This is a genomic window from Anabaena cylindrica UHCC 0172, assembly GCF_034931625.1.
GTDB lineage: Bacteria > Cyanobacteriota > Cyanobacteriia > Cyanobacteriales > Nostocaceae > Anabaena > Anabaena cylindrica_A.
Map to the genome: position 1 here is coordinate 64,083 of NZ_JAYGGY010000010.1, position 18,145 is coordinate 82,227.

Below are 18,145 nucleotides of genomic sequence, written 5' to 3' on the forward strand. Positions count from 1 at the left end.
AAATCAGTATTAATACAGTTGCGACTGTTTTCAAAAGCAACATATTTTTAGTTATAATGTTATTTAAAGTGCTAACTCATATTTGAAAAAATTAACTTAATAGAACAAATATACCAAATTGGTAAATTATCTACATTTGAAAAATAAGCATTTTAATTGATTAGTTTTTGAGGGAATTTATGGTATCTAAGAGTCAAGTACAAACAATTCTCAAAGAAAAATATGGCATTAATAAAAATATTAGTGATGTATTAGATAAAGAAGAGTGTGAAAGATTACTAACTATTCTTTCTAATGAACCTATCACAGTCAAATTAGTTGAATCTTTTGCAGAAAAAAATTCTAGTCTTGGTAAAAATAATGCTTCTTTAGGAAGAATACGAGGTCAAGCTGAAAAGAAACTTTCATCTTTACAAGCTGAATATTTAGAACTGCAAGAATCTATTAAAAATATAGAAATCTTAAAATCAGAATCATCTTTACGGAAGCAAGAATTAGAACAGGAAACAAGAAAAATAGAAGAGGATATTCAACAAGTTACAACAGAAAATAAAAATCTCAAAACTCAATTAGAGTTATTAAATCAGAGTAACCAAAATTTAACTAATGTGAATTTGCAATTAGAAAAAGAAAATGAAGAACTAAAATTATCAGAAAATGAATTATTCTTGTTGCAAAAAGAATACAGAGAGTTACAAGAATCTATTGAAAACATAGAAATCTTAAAATCAGAATCATCTTTACGGAAGCAAGAATTAGAACAAGAAAGCAGAAAGATAGAGGAAGATATTAAACGCATTACTAAAGAGAATAAAAACCTCAAAACTCAGGTAGAAAAATTAAGCTCTAATAATCAACAGTTATCTGAAGCTAATAGTCAGCTACAAAAAGATAATAGATATTTGAAAAATATAGTAGATCAAATCAGACTTCAATTAACAATGAATATGAATAGTTTATTGAAATTACAAGATAGTGAGATTCGGAAAGGTTTAATCAAGTTATTACAATCTATACAAGGTTAATAATTTTTATGATTAATAAGAAAAATAGTAAGAAAATTTTTCAAGGAATGACTTATCGTGAACTTCAAAAACATAACTCACAAAATAGAATTAAATTATCTCCAGAAGATCAAAAATGGTTAAAAGAAAATGGTTATAAAAATCTTGGTTGGGATAATGTTATTAATCTATATAACAGCGTTCAAGATTTTTTAGTGAAGTATCAGGTAGAAGATTTAACCATAGAAGAATTATTTTTAGAAGCGGATCATATTGGTAATAAATATCTGACGGAGGATGAAATACAAGATTTTCAGCAAAAACTAGCAAAAGAAGTGAATGAAATTGCAGAAGAGATAGATAGACAGTTCCCACAGACAGAAATGGAAATTATTGATTTTAGTCAAAATACTAAATCTAAATCTACAAAAAAGCGCAATCAAAAAACATATAGAACGACAAAACTATAGAAAGAATATGAACTTAGAAAATAAAGACATTAGAGAATTATTTAAAATTGCAGATAAGATTGGTAAAAAAAGATATCATAAACTGACTGAACAAGATTTTGAGAATTACAGAAAATTTGATCATTGGAGATATATTAATGGTGATTCAGAATGTGGAACAACTGAAGAAAGTAAAATATGGGTAAGAGATAATTCCGATTATTATTGTCCAATTTGCGATGATAAATACAGAGAGGATAATGGGAGAAGTATTGATCATAAGTTACCAAGATCACAATATCCTTGGTTATCATTAGATTTTCAAAATTTATGGGTCATTTGTCGAAATTGTAATTTGGAAAAAGGAGAAATGCACTGGTATGAATATGAACTTTATATTCTTACAAAATATCCAGAAAATTATCTTTTTATAAAATCTGTACGTCCTAAAAGTTTGCTTCAGTCTTTAAAGGAATAAACTAATTTAAGTAAATAGCGAAGCGATCGCATTATTGATGTAGAGTTGGGAGCGATTATTCAGCATCATCTTGTAAATCAAGCGCGAATTTAATCGCTTGCTGAATTTCTACCATAACTTCCTCTGGCAACTTGCCCAATTTTCTCTCTAGTCTTACCGTTGGAATAGATCCAATACCTTGAAGATTTGCTGTAGAATCCCGTTCAAGAAATTGTAGTCGAGGTAGTGCAACCTCATAAAAACTTCCCCGATTTTGGGTAGTTAGTGGTACATAAATCACCAAGGCTCGTGGTGGGTCTGGGTCATTACGGGATACAATCACAATTGGGCGTGTTTTTGCTGCTATACCCAAATCAGCAAGCCAAATTTCACCAAGTTTAGGGTTCATCTAACAAATCCAAAACTTCCTGCTCTACTGTACGGGTTCTGAGAATATCTAAAACATCCTGATCTGCCATTTCTATGATTTCTAGAATACAATGGCGAACTTGTTCTGCTATAGCAGGTTGCCAGTAATTTAATTTTGTATTTAGTTCTTCAATTAAAGCATCCATAATAATTCTGTATACTTCTAACTATCAATATTAAACTAATTTTCAACCAAAGTATATTTCTAATTAATAATTTGATATACAATAATATCTAGAAACCTTTCCCAAAATATACGGTTATGGCGATAGTTGTTTCCCTTAGTCCAGAATTAGAAGCTAGACTGCGAGAGAAAGCAGCACAGCAAGGACAAGATATTAGTTTTGTTGCGGCTGAATTGCTAGAGAATATCCTAGACTGGGAATCACAAGACTCAGAAGCAGCTATTAAGGGTATTCAGCAAGGATTAGAAGACTTTGAAGCAGGTCGTTTTCGTTCCTTTGATGATTTTGTTAACGAGCAGCGTTGTATACTGCAAACGGGTCAAACTTGGACTTATGTCATACTGACCGTAACGTAGTGCAGGGAAGTATCTCGGAGATTCTAGAGCCTACGGCACGCTACGCGAACACTTCGTTCAGAATGACACTTTTAACCCGTTTTTAGTATAAGTATAACCTGCCGACTGATTTATGAAATACCGTATTGAAATCTCTAGCACAGCAGAAGCAGAAGCAGACAAAGCATTTTTACAGTTGTCTCAAATAACTTCTCCTGAAAAAGCCAGTTAGTGGTATGCAGAGTTATTAAGACTAATTGAGTCTTTATCACAAATGCCAAAGCGATATTCTTTAGCTAGAGAAAATGATTATTTTAGTCAAGAAATGCGTCAAATAATTTATGGGAAAGGACGCAACGCATACAGGATAATTTTCACAATTATAGAAGAAAAGGAAGTTTCTACAGTTCGTATTCTTCATATCCGTCACGCAGCATAGCAGACAATTGGTGAAGCACCAGATGAATCTGATGCAACCTAAAATTAGGGAGAATTGCATTTCTGATGTAGAGTGAGTGCGATCCCTTATCATTCACAACTAACAACTACAGCTTGACCTTTCACTACTGTAGATAAAATATCCAAAATCTTTGGAACTAAAGGTTTCAGATCAATTAATCTATTAGAAGATGCTTGTAGAACAACTACAGCAATATTGAACTGAGACAAATTTTGCTGAAAAGATAAATTCCTGTCAACCGTAATAAAAACATCAAATTCTTTTTCTACTAAAGCCAGTAGTTTACCATTTTTAGTTCCCGCCCATCCCATTTGGGGAACTGTTTTGATTTCATAACCTATAAATTCTTTAGCTAACTTGCGGTCAATACATTCATCTAAAACCAGTTTCATCCTAAGCTACTTTACTAATCATTTGTTTTCCTGCTTCCTCTAGAAATGTAATTACTTGCTCTCTAGTAACCGTGGGAAAACCATCTAAAAAATCATCTATTGAATCTCCTGCTGTCAAATAATCTAAAAGTGTTTGTATAGGAACTCTTGTTCCCGTAAAAACAGGAGTACCACTCATGATTTCAGGAGACACACTTATAACTGAAGAATGATTGGACATTATGTTTGATATTTTCAAGTTATATTCCTACTTTAACAATAAATGGAAGTAGGTACGATACCTTCGGTGCGCTTCGCTAACGCATTATCTTTCGAGACGCTATGCGAACGTGGTTCGTTAAAATCATCCTCAAGGGAAAACGAGTAACCCCTAAAACCATCACCTTAACAACTTCAATAACTGAGGAACTAAAATTTTCAAAGCATTACCACGATGACTAATTGATTTTTTCAATTCCGGTGACATTTCGGCAAAAGTTAATTGCTTTTCTGGGACATAAAAAATGGGATCATAACCAAAACCACCTTCACCACGATTTGTATCGAGAATTTCACCGCGACAAATGCCTTCAGATTGCAAAATTATTTCCCCCTGGGGATTTGCAACTGCTACTGCACAGACAAACTGGGCTTGACGGTTTTCTGTATCGCCTAATTCTCTTAATAACCTAGAAATACGTTCTGTATCTGTGTTGCCATAACGGGCAGAATATACTCCAGGTGAACCATTGAGGACATCTACCATTAAACCAGAATCATCTGCGATCGCCCAATTTCCGGTAGCTATAGCCACCTCAGAGGCTTTGAGACAAGCATTTTCAGCAAAAGTTTCCCCTGTTTCTTCCACGTCTAAATCACCTGGTTTGAGGGTTAATTCCCAACCAGAATCAGCTAAATAAGCTTGCATTTCCCGCAATTTACCGGGGTTTCCTGTTGCTACTACGAGTAATTTAGTCATTAGTTCAGTTGTGATTCTTCTAGGGTTGCGGCTTCACAATAAAGGCGTAAAACTGATTCAGTGCCACTAAATCTAATCATTAACCAATTTTAATCAGATCATGGTTGCCAAATTTTCACAAACCGGAGGAAACTGGTAAATATAACATATAGACAACAATAGTCTGACCATAAAATCATAATCTATAAGTTGGATTGATGAATAAAACTCAAAAAAATTTTGAAAGTCTCAACGGCATTGTCACACATTTAATCTTTACTAATCAACGAATATCATGAACCACAAAGTCCTGATCATTTTGTCTTCATTATTTGCATTTATATTAGCAATTTGTTTAATTCCATCCTACTACTACAATCGCGGGGTTTTTTACTTTAATCAGAAAAAATGGGAATTAGCTCTGGCTGACTACAACAAGGCTATTGCTATTAATCCTCATGATGCTCTAGCTTACTATAGTCGCGGAGGTGTTTACTATGTCCAGAAAAAATGGGAACTAGCCCTGGCTGATTATAACAAGGCTATTGTTCTTAATCCTCGTTATGCTCTAAGTTACAACGATCGCGGAATTGTTTACTATGTCCAGAAAAAATGGGAATTAGCTCTAGCTGATTATAACAAGGCCATTACTATTAATCCTAATTTACCTCAACCTTACTACAATCGCGGTATGATTTATCATCAAAAAGGGAACTATACAGTCGCAATATCAAATTACAATCAAGCAGTTCCTAAAGATGTCAACGGTTTCTTCGCTATTCACAATATAGGCTTAATAAAATATGAACAGGGCGATATAGATGCAGCAATGAAACAATGGCAAAAAGCTGTGAAAGTTAACAATCAAGCTGCCGAACCTATGTTAGCTTTAGCTGTAATTTTGTATGCTAAAGGAGAAAAGCAACAGGCTTATCAGTTAGCTAAAACTGCATTAAAGTTAGACAAAAATCTTGCCGATATCAACATTCTAGAAGAATATCTCTGGGGTGAGAAAATAATTGCTGACACTCAAAAATTGCTATCCACTCCCAAGATAAAAATCTTGTTATCACAGTTGCGTTAATATCAATCTTTAATGTAGAGATGTTTGATGAATCATCTCTATTGTTTCTAAATTTGTAGGGGTAAAGCGCAATGCTAAACCCTTACGTCATTTGCTAGGAAAGAGGTAGATAACTATTAATAGTTATCAATTAATTAGATTCTGCCCAAGTTTTTGCCCAAGCTAGGGTTTGATGAACTTGTTCTATTGTGGGTGCTTCACAGTAAAGACGTAAAACTGGTTCAGTGCCGCTAAAGCGAATCATTAACCAACTTTGATCAGCGAGACGAAATTTATAACCGTCGATGGTTTTACAATCAATTACTTTTTTTCCAGCAATTTCTGTTAAAGGTTGGGTTTGCAGTTGTTGCAATAATTTTCCTCGCACGTCCATATTTGCTAAAGGTAAATCTATGCGATCATACACTGAACTGAAATTGGTTTGTTGTTGCAATTGGCGATAATACTCACCTAAATCTAAGCCTGATTCTACAACTGCTTCTAGTACATACAATGCTGAAAGTAGGGCATCTCGTTCGGGAATATGACTACCATAGCCAATGCCACCGGATTCTTCACCGCCTAGTAATACCTCTGTATCTAACATTCTGTCAGCGATGTATTTATAACCGACTGCGGTTTCAAATACAGGCAAATTCAGTAATTTAGCAACAAGGGGAATGATATCAGAACCGCTAACTGTTTTGACGATTTCGCCTGTGAAGTTGCGTCTGCGGGTGAGGTGATCTATTAATATGGGGATTAAGATTTGGGAACTAAGGAAATTAGCGTCTTTGTCTACTGCGGCAATGCGATCGCAATCTCCATCAAATACTAAACCTACAGTTAAACCTGTGTTATTACTTTTCCCATGAGTTTTGATGACTTTAAATAGCTGGGAAAGGTATTTTGGTAAAGGTTCGGGCGCACCACCTGCAAATAAGGGATCACGGTTGGTATTGATTTCCTTGACTTGTTCGCCTAATAGTCTACCCAATCCACTAGCCGCTGCACCATGCATAACATCAACAAATAATGTTAATTTGTCGGATGCGATCGCTTCCTTAATTTTGCCAATATCAACTTTAGCTGCTAATGCTTGACAATAACTAGGCCAGGGATCAAACTTCTCTTCTGTTCCCGCCGTGGCTGCGGGTGGTACATCTACGGTTAACAAACTTTCTATTTCGTTGGTAACTTCTGGCGGTACGGAACCTCCAAAAGCGCTTTTGACTTTTAAGCCTAAGTATTTGCCAGGATTATGACTAGCTGTAATGACTAGCGCCCCTAATGCATTGAGTTCTTTAGCTGCCCAACTAAATGCTGGTGTGGGGGCAAAAGTTTCGCTAAATAGGACATCAAAGCCCACAGCAGTCACAGCATTAGCGACAACACGGGCAAACTCTTCTGCCATAAAACGGCGATCGTAACCGATAATAATTGTGCGATTGCCTACAGTAGGAAAATAAGTACTATATAAAACTTTGGCGGCAACGGTTGCTACTAAGGCTAGGCGTTCAAAAGTGAATTCCTCGCCAATTACGCCCCGCCAGCCATCCGTACCAAACTTGATTGGGCTAGTTAAAACTGGCATAAATATATCCTAAATTTCTAAATGAGGATTGTAGCATTTATATAGGTAATGGGTAATGGGTAATTGGAAAAATACAACGTATAAAGCGGGTTTTACTCCTGACTCCTGCCTCCTGCCTCCTGCCTCCTTGAGGCTAGAGAAGCGATCGCTAATGGTAAAATTAGGTGTTCCTGTAATTGGATTCTAGCGTGTAGTGTTTCCGCCGTATCATCCGGTAATACTGGTACTGCCGCTTGCATCAAAATGGGGCCACTGTCCATTTCTAAACGGAGGAGATGCACAGTACAACCTGTTATTTTCACTCCTGCGGCTAAAGCTTGTTCTACAGCCCTAACGCCCTTGAAACTAGGCAATAAGCTAGGATGGATATTAATAATTTTGTCAGGAAAAGCATCAATTAATTCTTGTGTCACCAGACGCATCCAACCTGCCATGATCACCAAGTCTACATCATACTGCTGCAAAGTCTTGACAATTTGCCTGTCCAAATCTTCTCGGCTTTTGTAGTCGCGGTGATTTAATAGAATAGCTTCTACACCGTGATTTGCTGCCTTTGTTGCTGCCTTAGCTGAGGGATTATTGTAAATTAAAACTTGGATTTTAGCGTTTAATGTGCCTTCTTGAATAGCTTCAGCAACCACCTCAAAATTACTACCATTACCAGAAGCCATAACTCCTAATTTCAAGGGAGTATTTGATGTAAATTTTGAACTAGAAATATCAGGAGAAATTAAGCTAGATGACCCCTCAATCGGGTAATATTGATTCATAGAATTATAAATATTGTATGACTGAATAAGATTATCATGAAACCATCCCGATTTTCGTCTATGCAACTGCTGGATAATGATACAGTCGCTGCTTGGATTTTTCTCACACCCGCATTGATTTTGTTAGGATTATTTATTATTTGGCCTATTATCTATTTGTTCTATCTCAGTTTTACTGCTGGTAGTTTTACTTCAAGCGGCACTTATTTAGTAGGCTTCAAAAATTACTTGCGTTTACTACTCAACTCCGATTTTTGGCAAGTTATTTTTAACACTGTTTATTTTACCCTTGGTAGCCTCTTGCCAAGTTTAGTCATCCCCTTGGGACTAGCAGTATTATTAGATCGTTCCATTGCTTTGAGAGGGATTTTAAGAAGTGCCTATTTTCTGCCTTCAATTGTCTCTCTCGTTGCTGCTGGTTTAGGATTTCGCTGGCTATTTCAAAATGCTGGGCCAGTCAATGGATTTTTGAATTTTTTTGCTATTCAGCCAATATCTTGGTTAGGAGATACTTTTTGGGCAATGCCAGTCATAATTTTATTTAGTATTTGGAAACAACTAGGTTTCAATATGGTGGTTTTTTTAGCTGGATTACAAGTAATTCCTCCTAGTCGTTATGAAGCGGCAGAATTGGATGGTGCTAATGATTGGCAACAATTTTGGCACATTACCTTACCAGGATTACGACCTACTTTAATATTTGCTACTGTCACCACGGCTATTTTTACATTGCGGAGTTTTGAACCTGTTTATGTAATTACAGGTGGTGGCCCTTTGAACTCTACTAATTTGTTGGTTTATTACACTTATCAAGAAGCTTTTGGTCAATTTGATTTTGGTTATGCAGCAGCAGTAGCAACTGTCTTGTTAGCTGTAACTTTGCTATTAGTTTATTTGCAGTTACGAACTTGGGAAGAAGATTGAAGTAATTACCTGTTGCTTGTTAATGGTTTGTTAAAATCTCGAATCTTTTAATTTCTGAATCCTGAAACCTGACTCCTGAATCCTGAATTCTGACTTTAAAACTCTCTGCGTAAGAAAATAAAAATAGCAACTGCTAACAGCATGAAGCTATAAAGTAAACCATAGCCTGCATGAGTAATCAGTGTGATTATATCAGGCATTGCTTGTAAACCATAAACGGCATCATTTTTAAAATCCAAGCGAGATAAATCTGGCAGTATCAGATATAAAGCTTGGGTAATGCGTTCCACACCAGAGTTTTGACTAAGACGACCAAGTGCAACTAAATCTTGTGTAATATTTCCCATTAAATAGACTGCAAATGTTAAGGCTGTGGCTATAAGAGAACTGGTAAAAACTCCTAAAGTGATGGCTACAGCAGTAACTAAGGTTAATTGTAAAAATAAGAAAAATGAGGCAATGAGAATGCTTTCTATCGGATATGACATTTTACTAAATTGCAAAAATCCTAGATAAATAGCTGTCATTGCGGCTACAATTACTGCCAATACACCAGATAAACCTAAATATTTACTAGTAATAAATTCACTACGACTGATAGGTTTAGCAATTAGCATGAGAATAGTACGTTTTTCTATTTCTTTGTTAACGAGTCCTGTACCTATAAAGATGGCAATAATTAAACCAATGACGTTCATTACTGACAGTCCAACGTCTAAAAATATTTTGTCTTGGCTTGTAGCGCTAAATTCAAAAATGGTACGGTTAGCAACAGCCAGGATGAGTGCATAAAAACCGATGATATACAGGATGCGATCGCGTATCACTTCCTGAAACACATTTTTTGACATCACAAAGATTCTAGCTATGTTCATGGGGATTAGGGATTGCTTACAGGGAATAAGGAACAGGGAATAAGAGGGTGTTTGAAAAGTCTAAGTTTGTATCGATATCCCCCCTAACCCCCCTTAAAAAGGGGGGAATAACCTGCTCAAAGTCCTCCTTAAAAAGGAGGATTTAGGAGGATCTAAAGTTTTTAATACATCACTAACCACTTTTCAAACATCCTCTAAGGAACAGGGAATAGGGAACAGTTAGAAGAAAGATAGATATTTCTCCTCATCTCCCCAAGCCCTTACTGCTGTGGTGGTGGGGAACCTAAGAAAAATCTGTTAATGCGATCGCATTCAATTCCTGCGACTGCGTTTTTATTTTCTGGTTGATTGACGGATGCAATTGGTTGGATGCGACAAGATTTTTGGATATAAAAACCGCGTGCATTTGAGCTTGGACCTTTCCAAATGCTGAGGATATCTAATCTGTATCCCGATTCGATGTTGACTATACGTGGTTCAACAATCCATAGTTTTTGTTCTTTATATTTAACCAGATTTTTCTCAATCATTCTGTTTCCTAAATTCCCAACCTCCTTATTAGCTTCTAACAACCATCTCTCTACTTCTGACCAAGGTTTGCTAACTATTTCTTCTTCTATAAATGGTTGAATTTTATTTAAAATAGTCTCGCCATTTTTTGGTTTTTCAGTTTTTGGTTCTAGTCTAATTACAAAGGTGCTGCGTTGAAAATTATCTACAGATAAACTGGGATATTCTTTTAACCATTTATCTATAACAAAATAAAACTGAATCCAACAACTTATCAACATAGACCAAGCAATCAATACGATTATTTTTTGACGGGCTTCTAGTTTGGGAATAGCAGCTTTTGCTTGTGTCCCTGTTCCTGCAAAAAATTCTGGTATTGCGGTAATGATGGCAGAAATTGTTGGCCAGAGAACGATGGTTCTAGGTGTAACTACATTCACCTGATGTCCAAAAGCAAAAACACTGACTAATAAACCAGTTATTAATGCTCCAACTGGCATAAAAGTACCAGGAACTCTTAAAGGATCATCGGTGGTATACCAAGCTGTACCAGCTATTAGAAACAACCAACCTGTTAATGCAATTATGTCTTTTATGTAACCTAGCGCAAAATATGAAGTTCCCCAAGAAAATACGCTTAAATAAATTAATGTTTGCCAGGAGAAAGCTTTGGGAGGAATTAAAAGTTTTTGAATTCCCAAAAATAAATCTTGAATAAATTTAAAGACCAGGATTAATTCTTTAAACAAGAAGAATGATGAATTCATTTTTTTACCTTAATAAGGTTAATCTTTTTTTTGCAATTACGTAGCAGGACAAAATTAAATTCATTGGCGAAAATAGATAACAGAAAATGGGCAATAATAATGTGTATAATTGATTTTTCGAGGCAGTCATTTGCTAATTGTAGAGAGATTGCGAAGTATTAATACTACAGTTATGGCAGAATAGCTCATTGAATTTGCTATTAATGTAGTGGTAACTAAATTGGTATTTTGCAACTTGAATTTTTCATTGATAATGATTTTTTCTCGCTGTGTAGTCGGTATTTCTTCTTTTTTACCAATTTCATCTAATGTAATAATTAATATTTTTAGTAACGAAAATTTTATCAAAAAAGTAGCGAAGAACATGACGAAACAGATGAAAATTATATAACTCTGCGTACTGATATTTGTGAACCTGTTAAAAAATACATAGCTCATTAATTCTGATTTTGCTTGTAAAGGTAATATTGGCTCAATTAGAAAAAAGAAATTCCAGCCAATGACGGTGGAAAAAACGTTTATGGCTATGGCATAAAAGATGCTAGTTTTTTTGTCAAATTTTAGCCATCTATGCAAAACATAGCCTTCTATGGCAATGGCAATTAGTAAAAATAAAGTTTGAAACAAAATTGCACCAACGGGCAAAATTTTGGGAAGTGATAATTCTTCTGGCATAAAAGTTGAACAGTAAGGGTTGACTCCACAGTATAACTGAGATAATACGGATGATGGGGGCAATTATCTCATTCTTCTTGTCATTTGCGATCTGTGTATGATCGTAAATTGTGATTAAGATTATTAATACATTGACTTCACTAGTATACTGAGGTGTGATCTATAGGGCAAATTTTAGAGAAAATCTTCCTACCTAATTAAACCAAGGTTCGGTAAAATAGGGGATTGCCACGTTACAGCTTTTCCAAAGATGACAAGAAATGGCATCGGTATTCGCACAGCACAAGTACGTTCTGAACGGCTCACGGGTCAAATTCACGTCTATGATGGACTTGGAAAAGGAAAGTCCCAAGCTGCTTTAGGGGTGGTTTTGCGCTCGATTGGTTTGGGAATAAATACACCGAGTGATTCTAATCGCGTTCTGCTGCTGAGGTTTTTGAAAGGACCAGAACGGGATTATGATGAGGATGGTGCGATCGCAGCTTTACAGCGTGGTTTTCCCCATTTGATTGATCAGGTTCGCACGGGTAGGGCGGAGTTTTTTGGACATGATGAGATTACCCCATTTGATAGAACTGAAGCTGCACGGGGTTGGGATGTGGCTAAGGGTGCGATCGCATCAGGGTTATATTCCGTTGTGGTTTTAGATGAAATTAACCCGGTTTTAGATTTGGGTTTGCTATCAGTAGATGAGGTGGTAAAAACATTAAAATCTAAACCCCAAGAATTGGAAATCATCGCTACCGGACGTGCTGCACCGCAACAGTTATTAGATATTGCGGATTTGCATTCAGAAATGAAACCCCATCACCACCCGACAGCAGCAGCGCTGTTCATTGAGGGTATAGAAATTTATACTGGTGCAGGTAAGGGTAAATCAACTAGCGCTTTGGGTAAGGCTTTACAAGCGATTGGTAGGGGGATTAATCATCCTGGATCTACTCGCGTGTTAATTATGCAGTGGTTGAAAGGTGGTAGTGGTTATACTGAGGATGCAGCTATAGCAGCTTTGCAGCAGTCTTATCCTGAAGTGGTGGATCATTTACGTTGTGGTAGAGATGCGATCGTGTGGCGTAATTCTCGGCAAGAATTAGACTATGTAGAAGCGGAGAGGGGTTGGGAAATTGCCAAAACTGCGATCGCATCTGGTGTGTATAAAACCATAATTCTCGATGAACTCAATCCCACTGTTGATTTAGAATTACTTCCTGTTGATCCCATTGTGCAAGCTTTGTTGCGTAAGCCAAAAGACACAGAAGTTATTATTACTGGTCGTTGTCAAAATCAACCTGCATATTTTGATTTAGCCAGTATTCACTCTGAGGTTTATTGTCATAAACACTATGCAAATCAAGGTGTTGAACTGAAGCGGGGGGTTGATTTTTAAATTGGTCATTAGTCAATAGTTGGTAGTCAGTAGTCAATTAACAACCGACAACTGACTATGCACAATACTGGGGAATAATAAAAAGTTAAAGAAAAACGCAGCTTAACGCATAATATTTTTATTTAGGTTGAGAAAACCCAACCCAAAAATCACTATTACTAATGTTCTTCTTGATTTAACCAAGTTATTAAATCAGCAACTTCAGAAATATTAAACAACGCTGCACCTAAATTTTCTAACTGTTCTACAGGTAAACCTTTGATTTTTTCAACTATTAAAGAATCAATTTCCCCAAAGCGTTGATTAAGTAAACGTAGACAAAATTTAACTTCTCCTCTTTGTTCTCCAATTCTTTCTCCCTTCTGCAAAATATCCTGATAAATTACTGATTCTTGCATAATGTCCTCGCTTAACAATTGGCGAATAAAATCTTTCTCAAACCGTAAACCGGCTAAAATCTCTGTGTAAGCTGCAATATCCTGTTTAGTCTCCCTATCTGCAATTTTAGCAACATTATTGGCAATTTGGGATAATAAACCTTGGGGTGAATTTGTCCGAGTTAATGGTGCTAAGTTTACAAACGTTGTCAAAACTCATAGGGTTGTAAAATTAAATTGTCAAATTGTCTGAATCAGGATATCCAGGATTTAAGGATGTACAGGATGTTTGTTTGAGTTGTGTTTTTAGGATTTGAGAGATATTTTGCATATCTATTCTTATTTTTGCTAAATTATAATAATAATTAAATCAATGATCTTCAGGTAAGCTATTAACCCATTCTAATAAATTTTGAAACTCTGAAGTTTTTTCATATTCTTGTTCCATAAAATACAAAGGCTGATCTGGTTTTAATATCAATGATCTCATTCGGTTATGAAAAGGACGTTTATCCACTTTTATAAACCAAGAATATCCAGCCGACCAAAAGCTATAAAAATTGCTTTGGTTATTTGGATCTTTTCTTCTAATTGGTGGCATAAGGTGTATATTTGATTCTTCACCTGTATATTTGAAAAGTAACACAGAAAAATTATCTTCTGTACCAGGATCATCTGATAAAAGCATACTTCTCAATTTATTCTCCCATTCCTCGCCTAAATTAACTTGTTTAAAAATCTGTCCTTCTTTAACTTCAATTCCTCTAATTTTATTGTTTACAAAAAAATGATTTCTGGCTATGTGACTTCTCCATAAAACTGACATAAAAAATAATTTCAAATAATTGTAATTAAAGGAATCTATAAATTTAAGTTCCATTATAGAGCATAAATATTTAGTTTAATTATCATTGAGATGATAACTTTATTAAGTCCTGTAAATCCTGAAATCCTGGACATCCTGATTCAGACAGATTAAATATCACTTTCCCAAATCTTCCTTTTCTGTTCCTGGTGATAGCAATTCAACTATCACAAAAGGAGTAATTCCTTCTTGCCAAATTACATAACTTAAACGCAAATCGCCATTTTTATATAGAGGAGAAACTCCCACAGATACAAACCAATCTGGTCTTTTATACCATGTTGGATGATTGGGGTCATAATATAAATTCATATCACTAGCGGTAAAGATTTTGTTGCTAGGATAGGTGGGAGAATTAAAAGTTTCGTCTAATAACCTGGGTTGCAATAAATGAAATTGATCAGGCAAACCTTTCTCCTCTGGATCTTCACTTTTGAGATCATACATCGTTGGTAAGACTTCTTGAGGTGAACGAGGCGGATCTGTTTGATACATCTTGCTATTCCTGAAAATATACTTTATTGTGTGTTCACAGTATTTCTATTGTGCCGAAATCAATAGGATATAGATTTTTATTCTTGACAAGGATCTGATAGTGGTGGATGCCAACCTGCTTCTATCCAAAAACGACGAGCAACTTGAATAGAAGGCTCATCACGTCTTTCATCATTAAAGTCAAAGCGATCGCTTGTTGCTCTTCCTATAGCAGTTTTACCTAAAATTTTGATACCATCTTCTATCCAGATAAAATGTTCTGACCATTCTTGCTGACGAGGGTTAAATAAAGCAACTTGTTCTTGAGTTTTAGGATCAGTCGCTACTATAAAATTATAATGACGCTCATTACAGCGATGACAAGCCAAAGCTAAATTCTCCAGTTCATCTGAACCCCCCAAAGACTGCGGCATAATATGGTCAATGGTAAAACGGTCGGGACTTAGGTATTCAGGAGAGTGGCAATATTCACAGAGGAATTTAGCTCGTTTTCTTATAAGTCGTCGAGTTGGTTCGGACACCATTTACTTTTAGCAGCTAGTTGAGCATTAATTAAGGTAAATATTCGCTGTAACTCCGAGATACCTACATATTCGGCTTCTTCTTCAGAAGTCAGTGTATCAGATTTTTTCTTTGCTAATAGTTCTTCAAAACGTACCTGTAGTTCTTCGGTAAATTTAAATAGATAAATATTACCAAATTCACTCATCTTCACACCAGAAGATATTAAAGATGAAGGTTGAACCATTAATTGAGTAGTCATTGTGTGTTCACACTGTCTTTATTTCTATTGTACCAGCATTAATAGAGTATTAAAAAAGCAAATTTGAGATTATTAGCTAGATAATATAAACAATTCACTGGTATCCTTAAACCCAGAAAAAGCAAAATTTAAAAGACATGGAAACCCCAATACCAAAAACCCCACGTTGGTTTGTTCGCGGAGATATAGATGGTTTATTTGGCCTCGTACTTGATAACTTTATTCAAATATTATTAATTGTCAGTTTATGCAAAGGTGTATTAGGTTTCCCTCCTTCCCTAGTCTATGGACGCATTTTACCTGGTGTGGCTTTTAGTTTAATTGTCGGTAACTTTTATTATGGTTGGTTAGCTAAACAGCAAGGAACAAAAGAACAACGGGATGATATTACTGCTCTTCCCTATGGTATCAACACCATTAGTCTGTTTGCTTATGTTTTTTTAGTCATGTTACCTGTGAGGTTAGCCGCACTAGCTCAAGGTGTATCTCCTGAACAAGCATCTGAATTAGCTTGGCAAGCAGGTATTGTAGCTTGTTTGGGTTCGGGTGTAATTGAACTTTTAGGGGCATTTATTGTTAACCCTCTGCGTCGTATTGCTCCCCGTGCGGCTATGCTTTCTACTCTCAGTGGTATCGCTATCACCTTTATTGCTATTGGCTTTTTATTCCGCACCTTTGCTAACCCTGTCGTCGGTTTAGTTCCCCTTGGTGTCATCCTCGTTACCTACTTTGGTAAAGTGCGTTTTCCCATACCTGGGGGTTTATTAGCTGTATTATTAGGTATTGCCTTAGCTTGGGGAACAGGTTTAGTTACTTGGGACAATGCTAAACTTACTGCTGCTGTTGCACCTATTGGTTTTTATTTCCCCAGTGTATATTTAGGAAAACTTTGGGAAAGTCGCACGGTTTTAGTAGAATACCTGAGCATCATTTTACCAATGGGATTATTTAATCTGGTTGGTAGTATTCAAAATTTAGAAAGTGCGGAAGCTGCGGGAGATAGTTACCCTGCTGTACCGTCTTTAGCGGCTAACGGTATTGGTACTATTGTGGCGGCGGTTTGTGGTTCTTGTTTTCCTACAACTATCTATATCGGTCATCCGGGTTGGAAAGCTTTAGGGGCAAGGGTGGGTTACTCTATTGCCAATGGTATCATTATGGGCATTTTGTGTTTAAGTGGTGCGATCGCTCTCTTTGCCTATTTTGTCCCTATTGAGGCAGGTATGGCAATTGTCCTCTGGATTGGAATTGTGATAGTTGCCCAAAGCTTTACTGCTACACCCTCTCACCATGCGCCAGCAGTAGTTGTAGGCTTGTTACCAGGTATTGCCGGGTGGGGAGCGTTAATAGCTAAAAATGCCCTCCGTGCAGCAGGTTTAGGCACTCCAGAACAGCCATTTACACCTGCTTTAATTGAACAATTTAAATTGAGTGATACCTATATTGATGGCGCTTTTGCTTTAGAACAGGGCTTTATTTTTTCGGCGATGATTTTAGCCGCTATTACTGTTTTTATTATTGAACAGGATTTTCGCCAAGCTGCCTATTGGTCATTGGCAGGTGCTGCATTATCTTGGGTAGGTTTAATGCACAGTTATCAATGGACGATCGCAGATACTGTTGTTAATTTGGGTTGGGGAACAGGTAGTAGTTGGGCTGTGGGTTATATTTTATTGGCTATTTTGTTTTTCTATGTCTCTTGGCAAACAAGACAAAAACAAGAATGATCCGAAAATTTTCTGATAAAATAGCGCTTTTCCGTAAAATTACCAGTACCTATTGGAGGAATTAAAAAGCTATAGATGAGTTTTTCAGCTTTCTATAATTTCGCCATTATTTTGTGAACTATTTGAGGAAATCAGCGAAATGTCCCAAATCAACGGCACAATGATGCAATATTTCCACTGGTATATCGACCCCGATTTAATCCTGTGGAATGAGTTAAAAAATAAAGCTCAAGAAATAGCTAAAGCGGGTTTTACGGCATTGTGGCTACCACCAGCCTATAAAGGAATGGCAGGCGGTTATGATGTGGGATACGGTGTTTATGATATGTACGACCTGGGTGAATTTGATCAAAAAGGTACTATTCGCACCAAATATGGCGATCGCACACAGTACTTAGATGCTATCAAAGCAGTTCAGCAAAATGGGTTACAAGTCTACGCAGATGCCGTCCTCAATCACAGAATGGGAGGAGATGCCAAAGAAGTAACTAAAGCTACTCCATTCTCCCAAGATAATCGGCTTAATCCCAAAGGTTGGCAACGGGATATTAACGCTTACACCAATTACACATTTCCTGGTCGTCAAGGTAAATATTCTGACTTCCAATGGCATTGGTGGCATTTTGATGCTGTAGATTACGACGATTATGCCTGACGGGATGACGAAATAGTCTAAAAAGCTTATCAGATGCAGATTGTACCGAT

22 protein-coding genes and 4 pseudogenes are annotated in these 18,145 nt (G+C 36.3%); 10 read left to right on the forward strand and 16 right to left on the reverse strand.

The genetic code is table 11. The annotated features are described in order from the left end of the window. The first annotated feature begins 179 nt into the window (after nucleotides 1-179). The 3 genes from VB713_RS04795 to VB713_RS04805 are packed head-to-tail and all read left to right on the forward strand — an operon-like array spanning nucleotide 180 to nucleotide 1,931. Nucleotides 180-1,025: a hypothetical protein gene (locus tag VB713_RS04795; RefSeq protein ID WP_323310441.1), complete on the forward strand. Its 846-nt coding sequence runs from the start codon at nucleotides 180-182 to the stop codon at nucleotides 1,023-1,025. Between the two features lie 8 nt (nucleotides 1,026-1,033). Next, nucleotides 1,034-1,474: a hypothetical protein gene (locus tag VB713_RS04800; protein ID WP_323310442.1), complete on the forward strand. Its 441-nt coding sequence runs from the start codon at nucleotides 1,034-1,036 to the stop codon at nucleotides 1,472-1,474. A gap of 7 nt (nucleotides 1,475-1,481) precedes the next feature. Further along, nucleotides 1,482-1,931: an HNH endonuclease signature motif containing protein gene (locus VB713_RS04805; protein ID WP_323310443.1), complete on the forward strand. Its 450-nt coding sequence runs from the start codon at nucleotides 1,482-1,484 to the stop codon at nucleotides 1,929-1,931. Nucleotides 1,932-1,986: 55 nt separating this feature from the next. Here VB713_RS04805 and VB713_RS04810 read toward each other — a convergent pair whose 3' ends face one another. Together VB713_RS04810 and VB713_RS04815 are read right to left on the reverse strand one after the other, a co-directional pair. Next, on the reverse strand, nucleotides 1,987-2,319 hold the full coding sequence (locus VB713_RS04810) for a type II toxin-antitoxin system PemK/MazF family toxin (RefSeq protein WP_323310444.1): 333 nt from the start codon (nucleotides 2,317-2,319) through the stop codon (nucleotides 1,987-1,989). Then, nucleotides 2,309-2,485, reverse strand: coding sequence for a hypothetical protein (locus tag VB713_RS04815; protein WP_323310445.1), 177 nt, complete (start codon nucleotides 2,483-2,485; stop codon nucleotides 2,309-2,311). The genes VB713_RS04810 and VB713_RS04815 overlap by 11 nt, the downstream gene beginning before the upstream one ends. Nucleotides 2,486-2,601: 116 nt before the next feature. On the opposite strand from VB713_RS04815, the gene VB713_RS04820 reads away from it, so the two are divergent. Together VB713_RS04820 and VB713_RS04825 are read left to right on the forward strand one after the other, a co-directional pair. Then, entirely contained in the window at nucleotides 2,602-2,880 is a 279-nt protein-coding gene (locus VB713_RS04820; RefSeq protein ID WP_323310446.1) for a hypothetical protein, read from the forward strand. Between the two features lie 229 nt (nucleotides 2,881-3,109). Further along, nucleotides 3,110-3,298, forward strand: a pseudogene (locus tag VB713_RS04825) (type II toxin-antitoxin system RelE/ParE family toxin); the annotation flags it as partial. Nucleotides 3,299-3,387: 89 nt separating this feature from the next. Here the strand turns inward: VB713_RS04825 and VB713_RS04830 are convergent. The 4 genes and pseudogenes from VB713_RS04830 to VB713_RS04845 form a co-directional block, all read right to left on the reverse strand. Next, nucleotides 3,388-3,711, reverse strand: a complete 324-nt coding sequence (locus tag VB713_RS04830) for a DUF5615 family PIN-like protein (protein WP_323310447.1) — start codon at nucleotides 3,709-3,711, stop codon at nucleotides 3,388-3,390. A 1-nt stretch (nucleotide 3,712) separates the two neighbouring features. Beyond that, nucleotides 3,713-3,931, reverse strand: coding sequence for a DUF433 domain-containing protein (locus VB713_RS04835; protein WP_127055616.1), 219 nt, complete (start codon nucleotides 3,929-3,931; stop codon nucleotides 3,713-3,715). A gap of 159 nt (nucleotides 3,932-4,090) precedes the next feature. After that, nucleotides 4,091-4,669 carry an RdgB/HAM1 family non-canonical purine NTP pyrophosphatase gene (gene rdgB / locus VB713_RS04840; RefSeq protein ID WP_323310448.1) on the reverse strand — a complete coding sequence of 193 codons (579 nt, stop codon included), beginning with the start codon at nucleotides 4,667-4,669 and terminating at the stop codon, nucleotides 4,091-4,093. Beyond that, nucleotides 4,669-4,758, reverse strand: a pseudogene (locus VB713_RS04845) (hypothetical protein); the annotation flags it as partial. The gene rdgB and the pseudogene VB713_RS04845, both read right to left, overlap by 1 nt. Before the next feature lie 185 nt (nucleotides 4,759-4,943). Between VB713_RS04845 and VB713_RS04850 the strand changes: the two are divergent. Next, nucleotides 4,944-5,732: a tetratricopeptide repeat protein gene (locus tag VB713_RS04850; RefSeq protein WP_323310449.1), complete on the forward strand. Its 789-nt coding sequence runs from the start codon at nucleotides 4,944-4,946 to the stop codon at nucleotides 5,730-5,732. A 130-nt stretch (nucleotides 5,733-5,862) separates the two neighbouring features. Here the strand turns inward: VB713_RS04850 and VB713_RS04855 are convergent, their stop codons facing one another. Continuing rightward, a complete protein-coding gene (locus VB713_RS04855; RefSeq protein WP_323310450.1) occupies nucleotides 5,863-7,305 on the reverse strand; it encodes a phosphoglucomutase/phosphomannomutase family protein in 1,443 nt (480 codons plus the stop codon). A 92-nt stretch (nucleotides 7,306-7,397) separates the two neighbouring features. After that, a complete protein-coding gene (purN, locus tag VB713_RS04860; RefSeq protein ID WP_323310451.1) occupies nucleotides 7,398-8,075 on the reverse strand; it encodes a phosphoribosylglycinamide formyltransferase in 678 nt (225 codons plus the stop codon). Nucleotides 8,076-8,111: 36 nt separating this feature from the next. On the opposite strand from purN, the gene VB713_RS04865 reads away from it, so the two are divergent. Beyond that, nucleotides 8,112-8,999, forward strand: coding sequence for a sugar ABC transporter permease (locus VB713_RS04865; protein WP_323310452.1), 888 nt, complete (start codon nucleotides 8,112-8,114; stop codon nucleotides 8,997-8,999). A 95-nt stretch (nucleotides 9,000-9,094) separates the two neighbouring features. On the opposite strand, the gene VB713_RS04870 is transcribed toward VB713_RS04865, so the two are convergent. The 3 genes from VB713_RS04870 to fraC all read right to left on the reverse strand — a co-directional run bounded on the left by VB713_RS04870 (nucleotide 9,095) and on the right by fraC (nucleotide 11,826). After that, entirely contained in the window at nucleotides 9,095-9,874 is a 780-nt protein-coding gene (locus VB713_RS04870; protein ID WP_323310453.1) for an ABC transporter permease, read from the reverse strand. A gap of 260 nt (nucleotides 9,875-10,134) precedes the next feature. Further along, on the reverse strand, nucleotides 10,135-11,151 hold the full coding sequence (gene fraD, locus VB713_RS04875) for a septal junction protein FraD (protein WP_323310454.1): 1,017 nt from the start codon (nucleotides 11,149-11,151) through the stop codon (nucleotides 10,135-10,137). A 126-nt stretch (nucleotides 11,152-11,277) separates the two neighbouring features. Further along, on the reverse strand, nucleotides 11,278-11,826 hold the full coding sequence (fraC, locus tag VB713_RS04880) for a filament integrity protein FraC (RefSeq protein WP_323310455.1): 549 nt from the start codon (nucleotides 11,824-11,826) through the stop codon (nucleotides 11,278-11,280). A 250-nt stretch (nucleotides 11,827-12,076) separates the two neighbouring features. On the opposite strand from fraC, the gene VB713_RS04885 reads away from it, so the two are divergent. Next, a complete protein-coding gene (locus tag VB713_RS04885) occupies nucleotides 12,077-13,213 on the forward strand; it encodes a cob(I)yrinic acid a,c-diamide adenosyltransferase (protein ID WP_323310456.1) in 1,137 nt (378 codons plus the stop codon). A gap of 158 nt (nucleotides 13,214-13,371) precedes the next feature. Here the strand turns inward: VB713_RS04885 and VB713_RS04890 are convergent, their stop codons facing one another. The 5 genes and pseudogenes from VB713_RS04890 to VB713_RS04910 form a co-directional block, all read right to left on the reverse strand. Further along, the gene (locus VB713_RS04890) at nucleotides 13,372-13,803 is read right to left on the reverse strand and encodes a DUF4351 domain-containing protein (RefSeq protein WP_323310457.1); all 432 of its coding nucleotides are present in this window, start codon (nucleotides 13,801-13,803) and stop codon (nucleotides 13,372-13,374) included. Nucleotides 13,804-13,960: 157 nt separating this feature from the next. Then, nucleotides 13,961-14,416 carry a hypothetical protein gene (locus VB713_RS04895; protein ID WP_323310458.1) on the reverse strand — a complete coding sequence of 152 codons (456 nt, stop codon included), beginning with the start codon at nucleotides 14,414-14,416 and terminating at the stop codon, nucleotides 13,961-13,963. 159 nt (nucleotides 14,417-14,575) lie between these two features. Next, a pseudogene (locus VB713_RS04900) lies at nucleotides 14,576-14,950 on the reverse strand (Uma2 family endonuclease); the annotation flags it as partial. 77 nt (nucleotides 14,951-15,027) lie between these two features. Beyond that, nucleotides 15,028-15,474, reverse strand: a complete 447-nt coding sequence (locus tag VB713_RS04905) for an HNH endonuclease (RefSeq protein ID WP_323310459.1) — start codon at nucleotides 15,472-15,474, stop codon at nucleotides 15,028-15,030. After that, nucleotides 15,444-15,713: a hypothetical protein gene (locus VB713_RS04910; protein ID WP_323310460.1), complete on the reverse strand. Its 270-nt coding sequence runs from the start codon at nucleotides 15,711-15,713 to the stop codon at nucleotides 15,444-15,446. Before VB713_RS04910 ends, VB713_RS04905 begins: the two co-directional genes overlap by 31 nt. Before the next feature lie 137 nt (nucleotides 15,714-15,850). Between VB713_RS04910 and VB713_RS04915 the strand changes: the two genes are divergently transcribed. Together VB713_RS04915 and VB713_RS04920 are read left to right on the forward strand one after the other, a co-directional pair. Continuing rightward, complete coding sequence (locus tag VB713_RS04915) at nucleotides 15,851-17,440, forward strand: NCS2 family permease (protein WP_323310461.1); 1,590 nt, start codon at nucleotides 15,851-15,853, stop codon at nucleotides 17,438-17,440. Nucleotides 17,441-17,579: 139 nt separating this feature from the next. Further along, nucleotides 17,580-18,089: pseudogene (locus tag VB713_RS04920) on the forward strand (alpha-amylase family glycosyl hydrolase); the annotation flags it as partial. Nucleotides 18,090-18,145 lie beyond the last annotated feature (56 nt).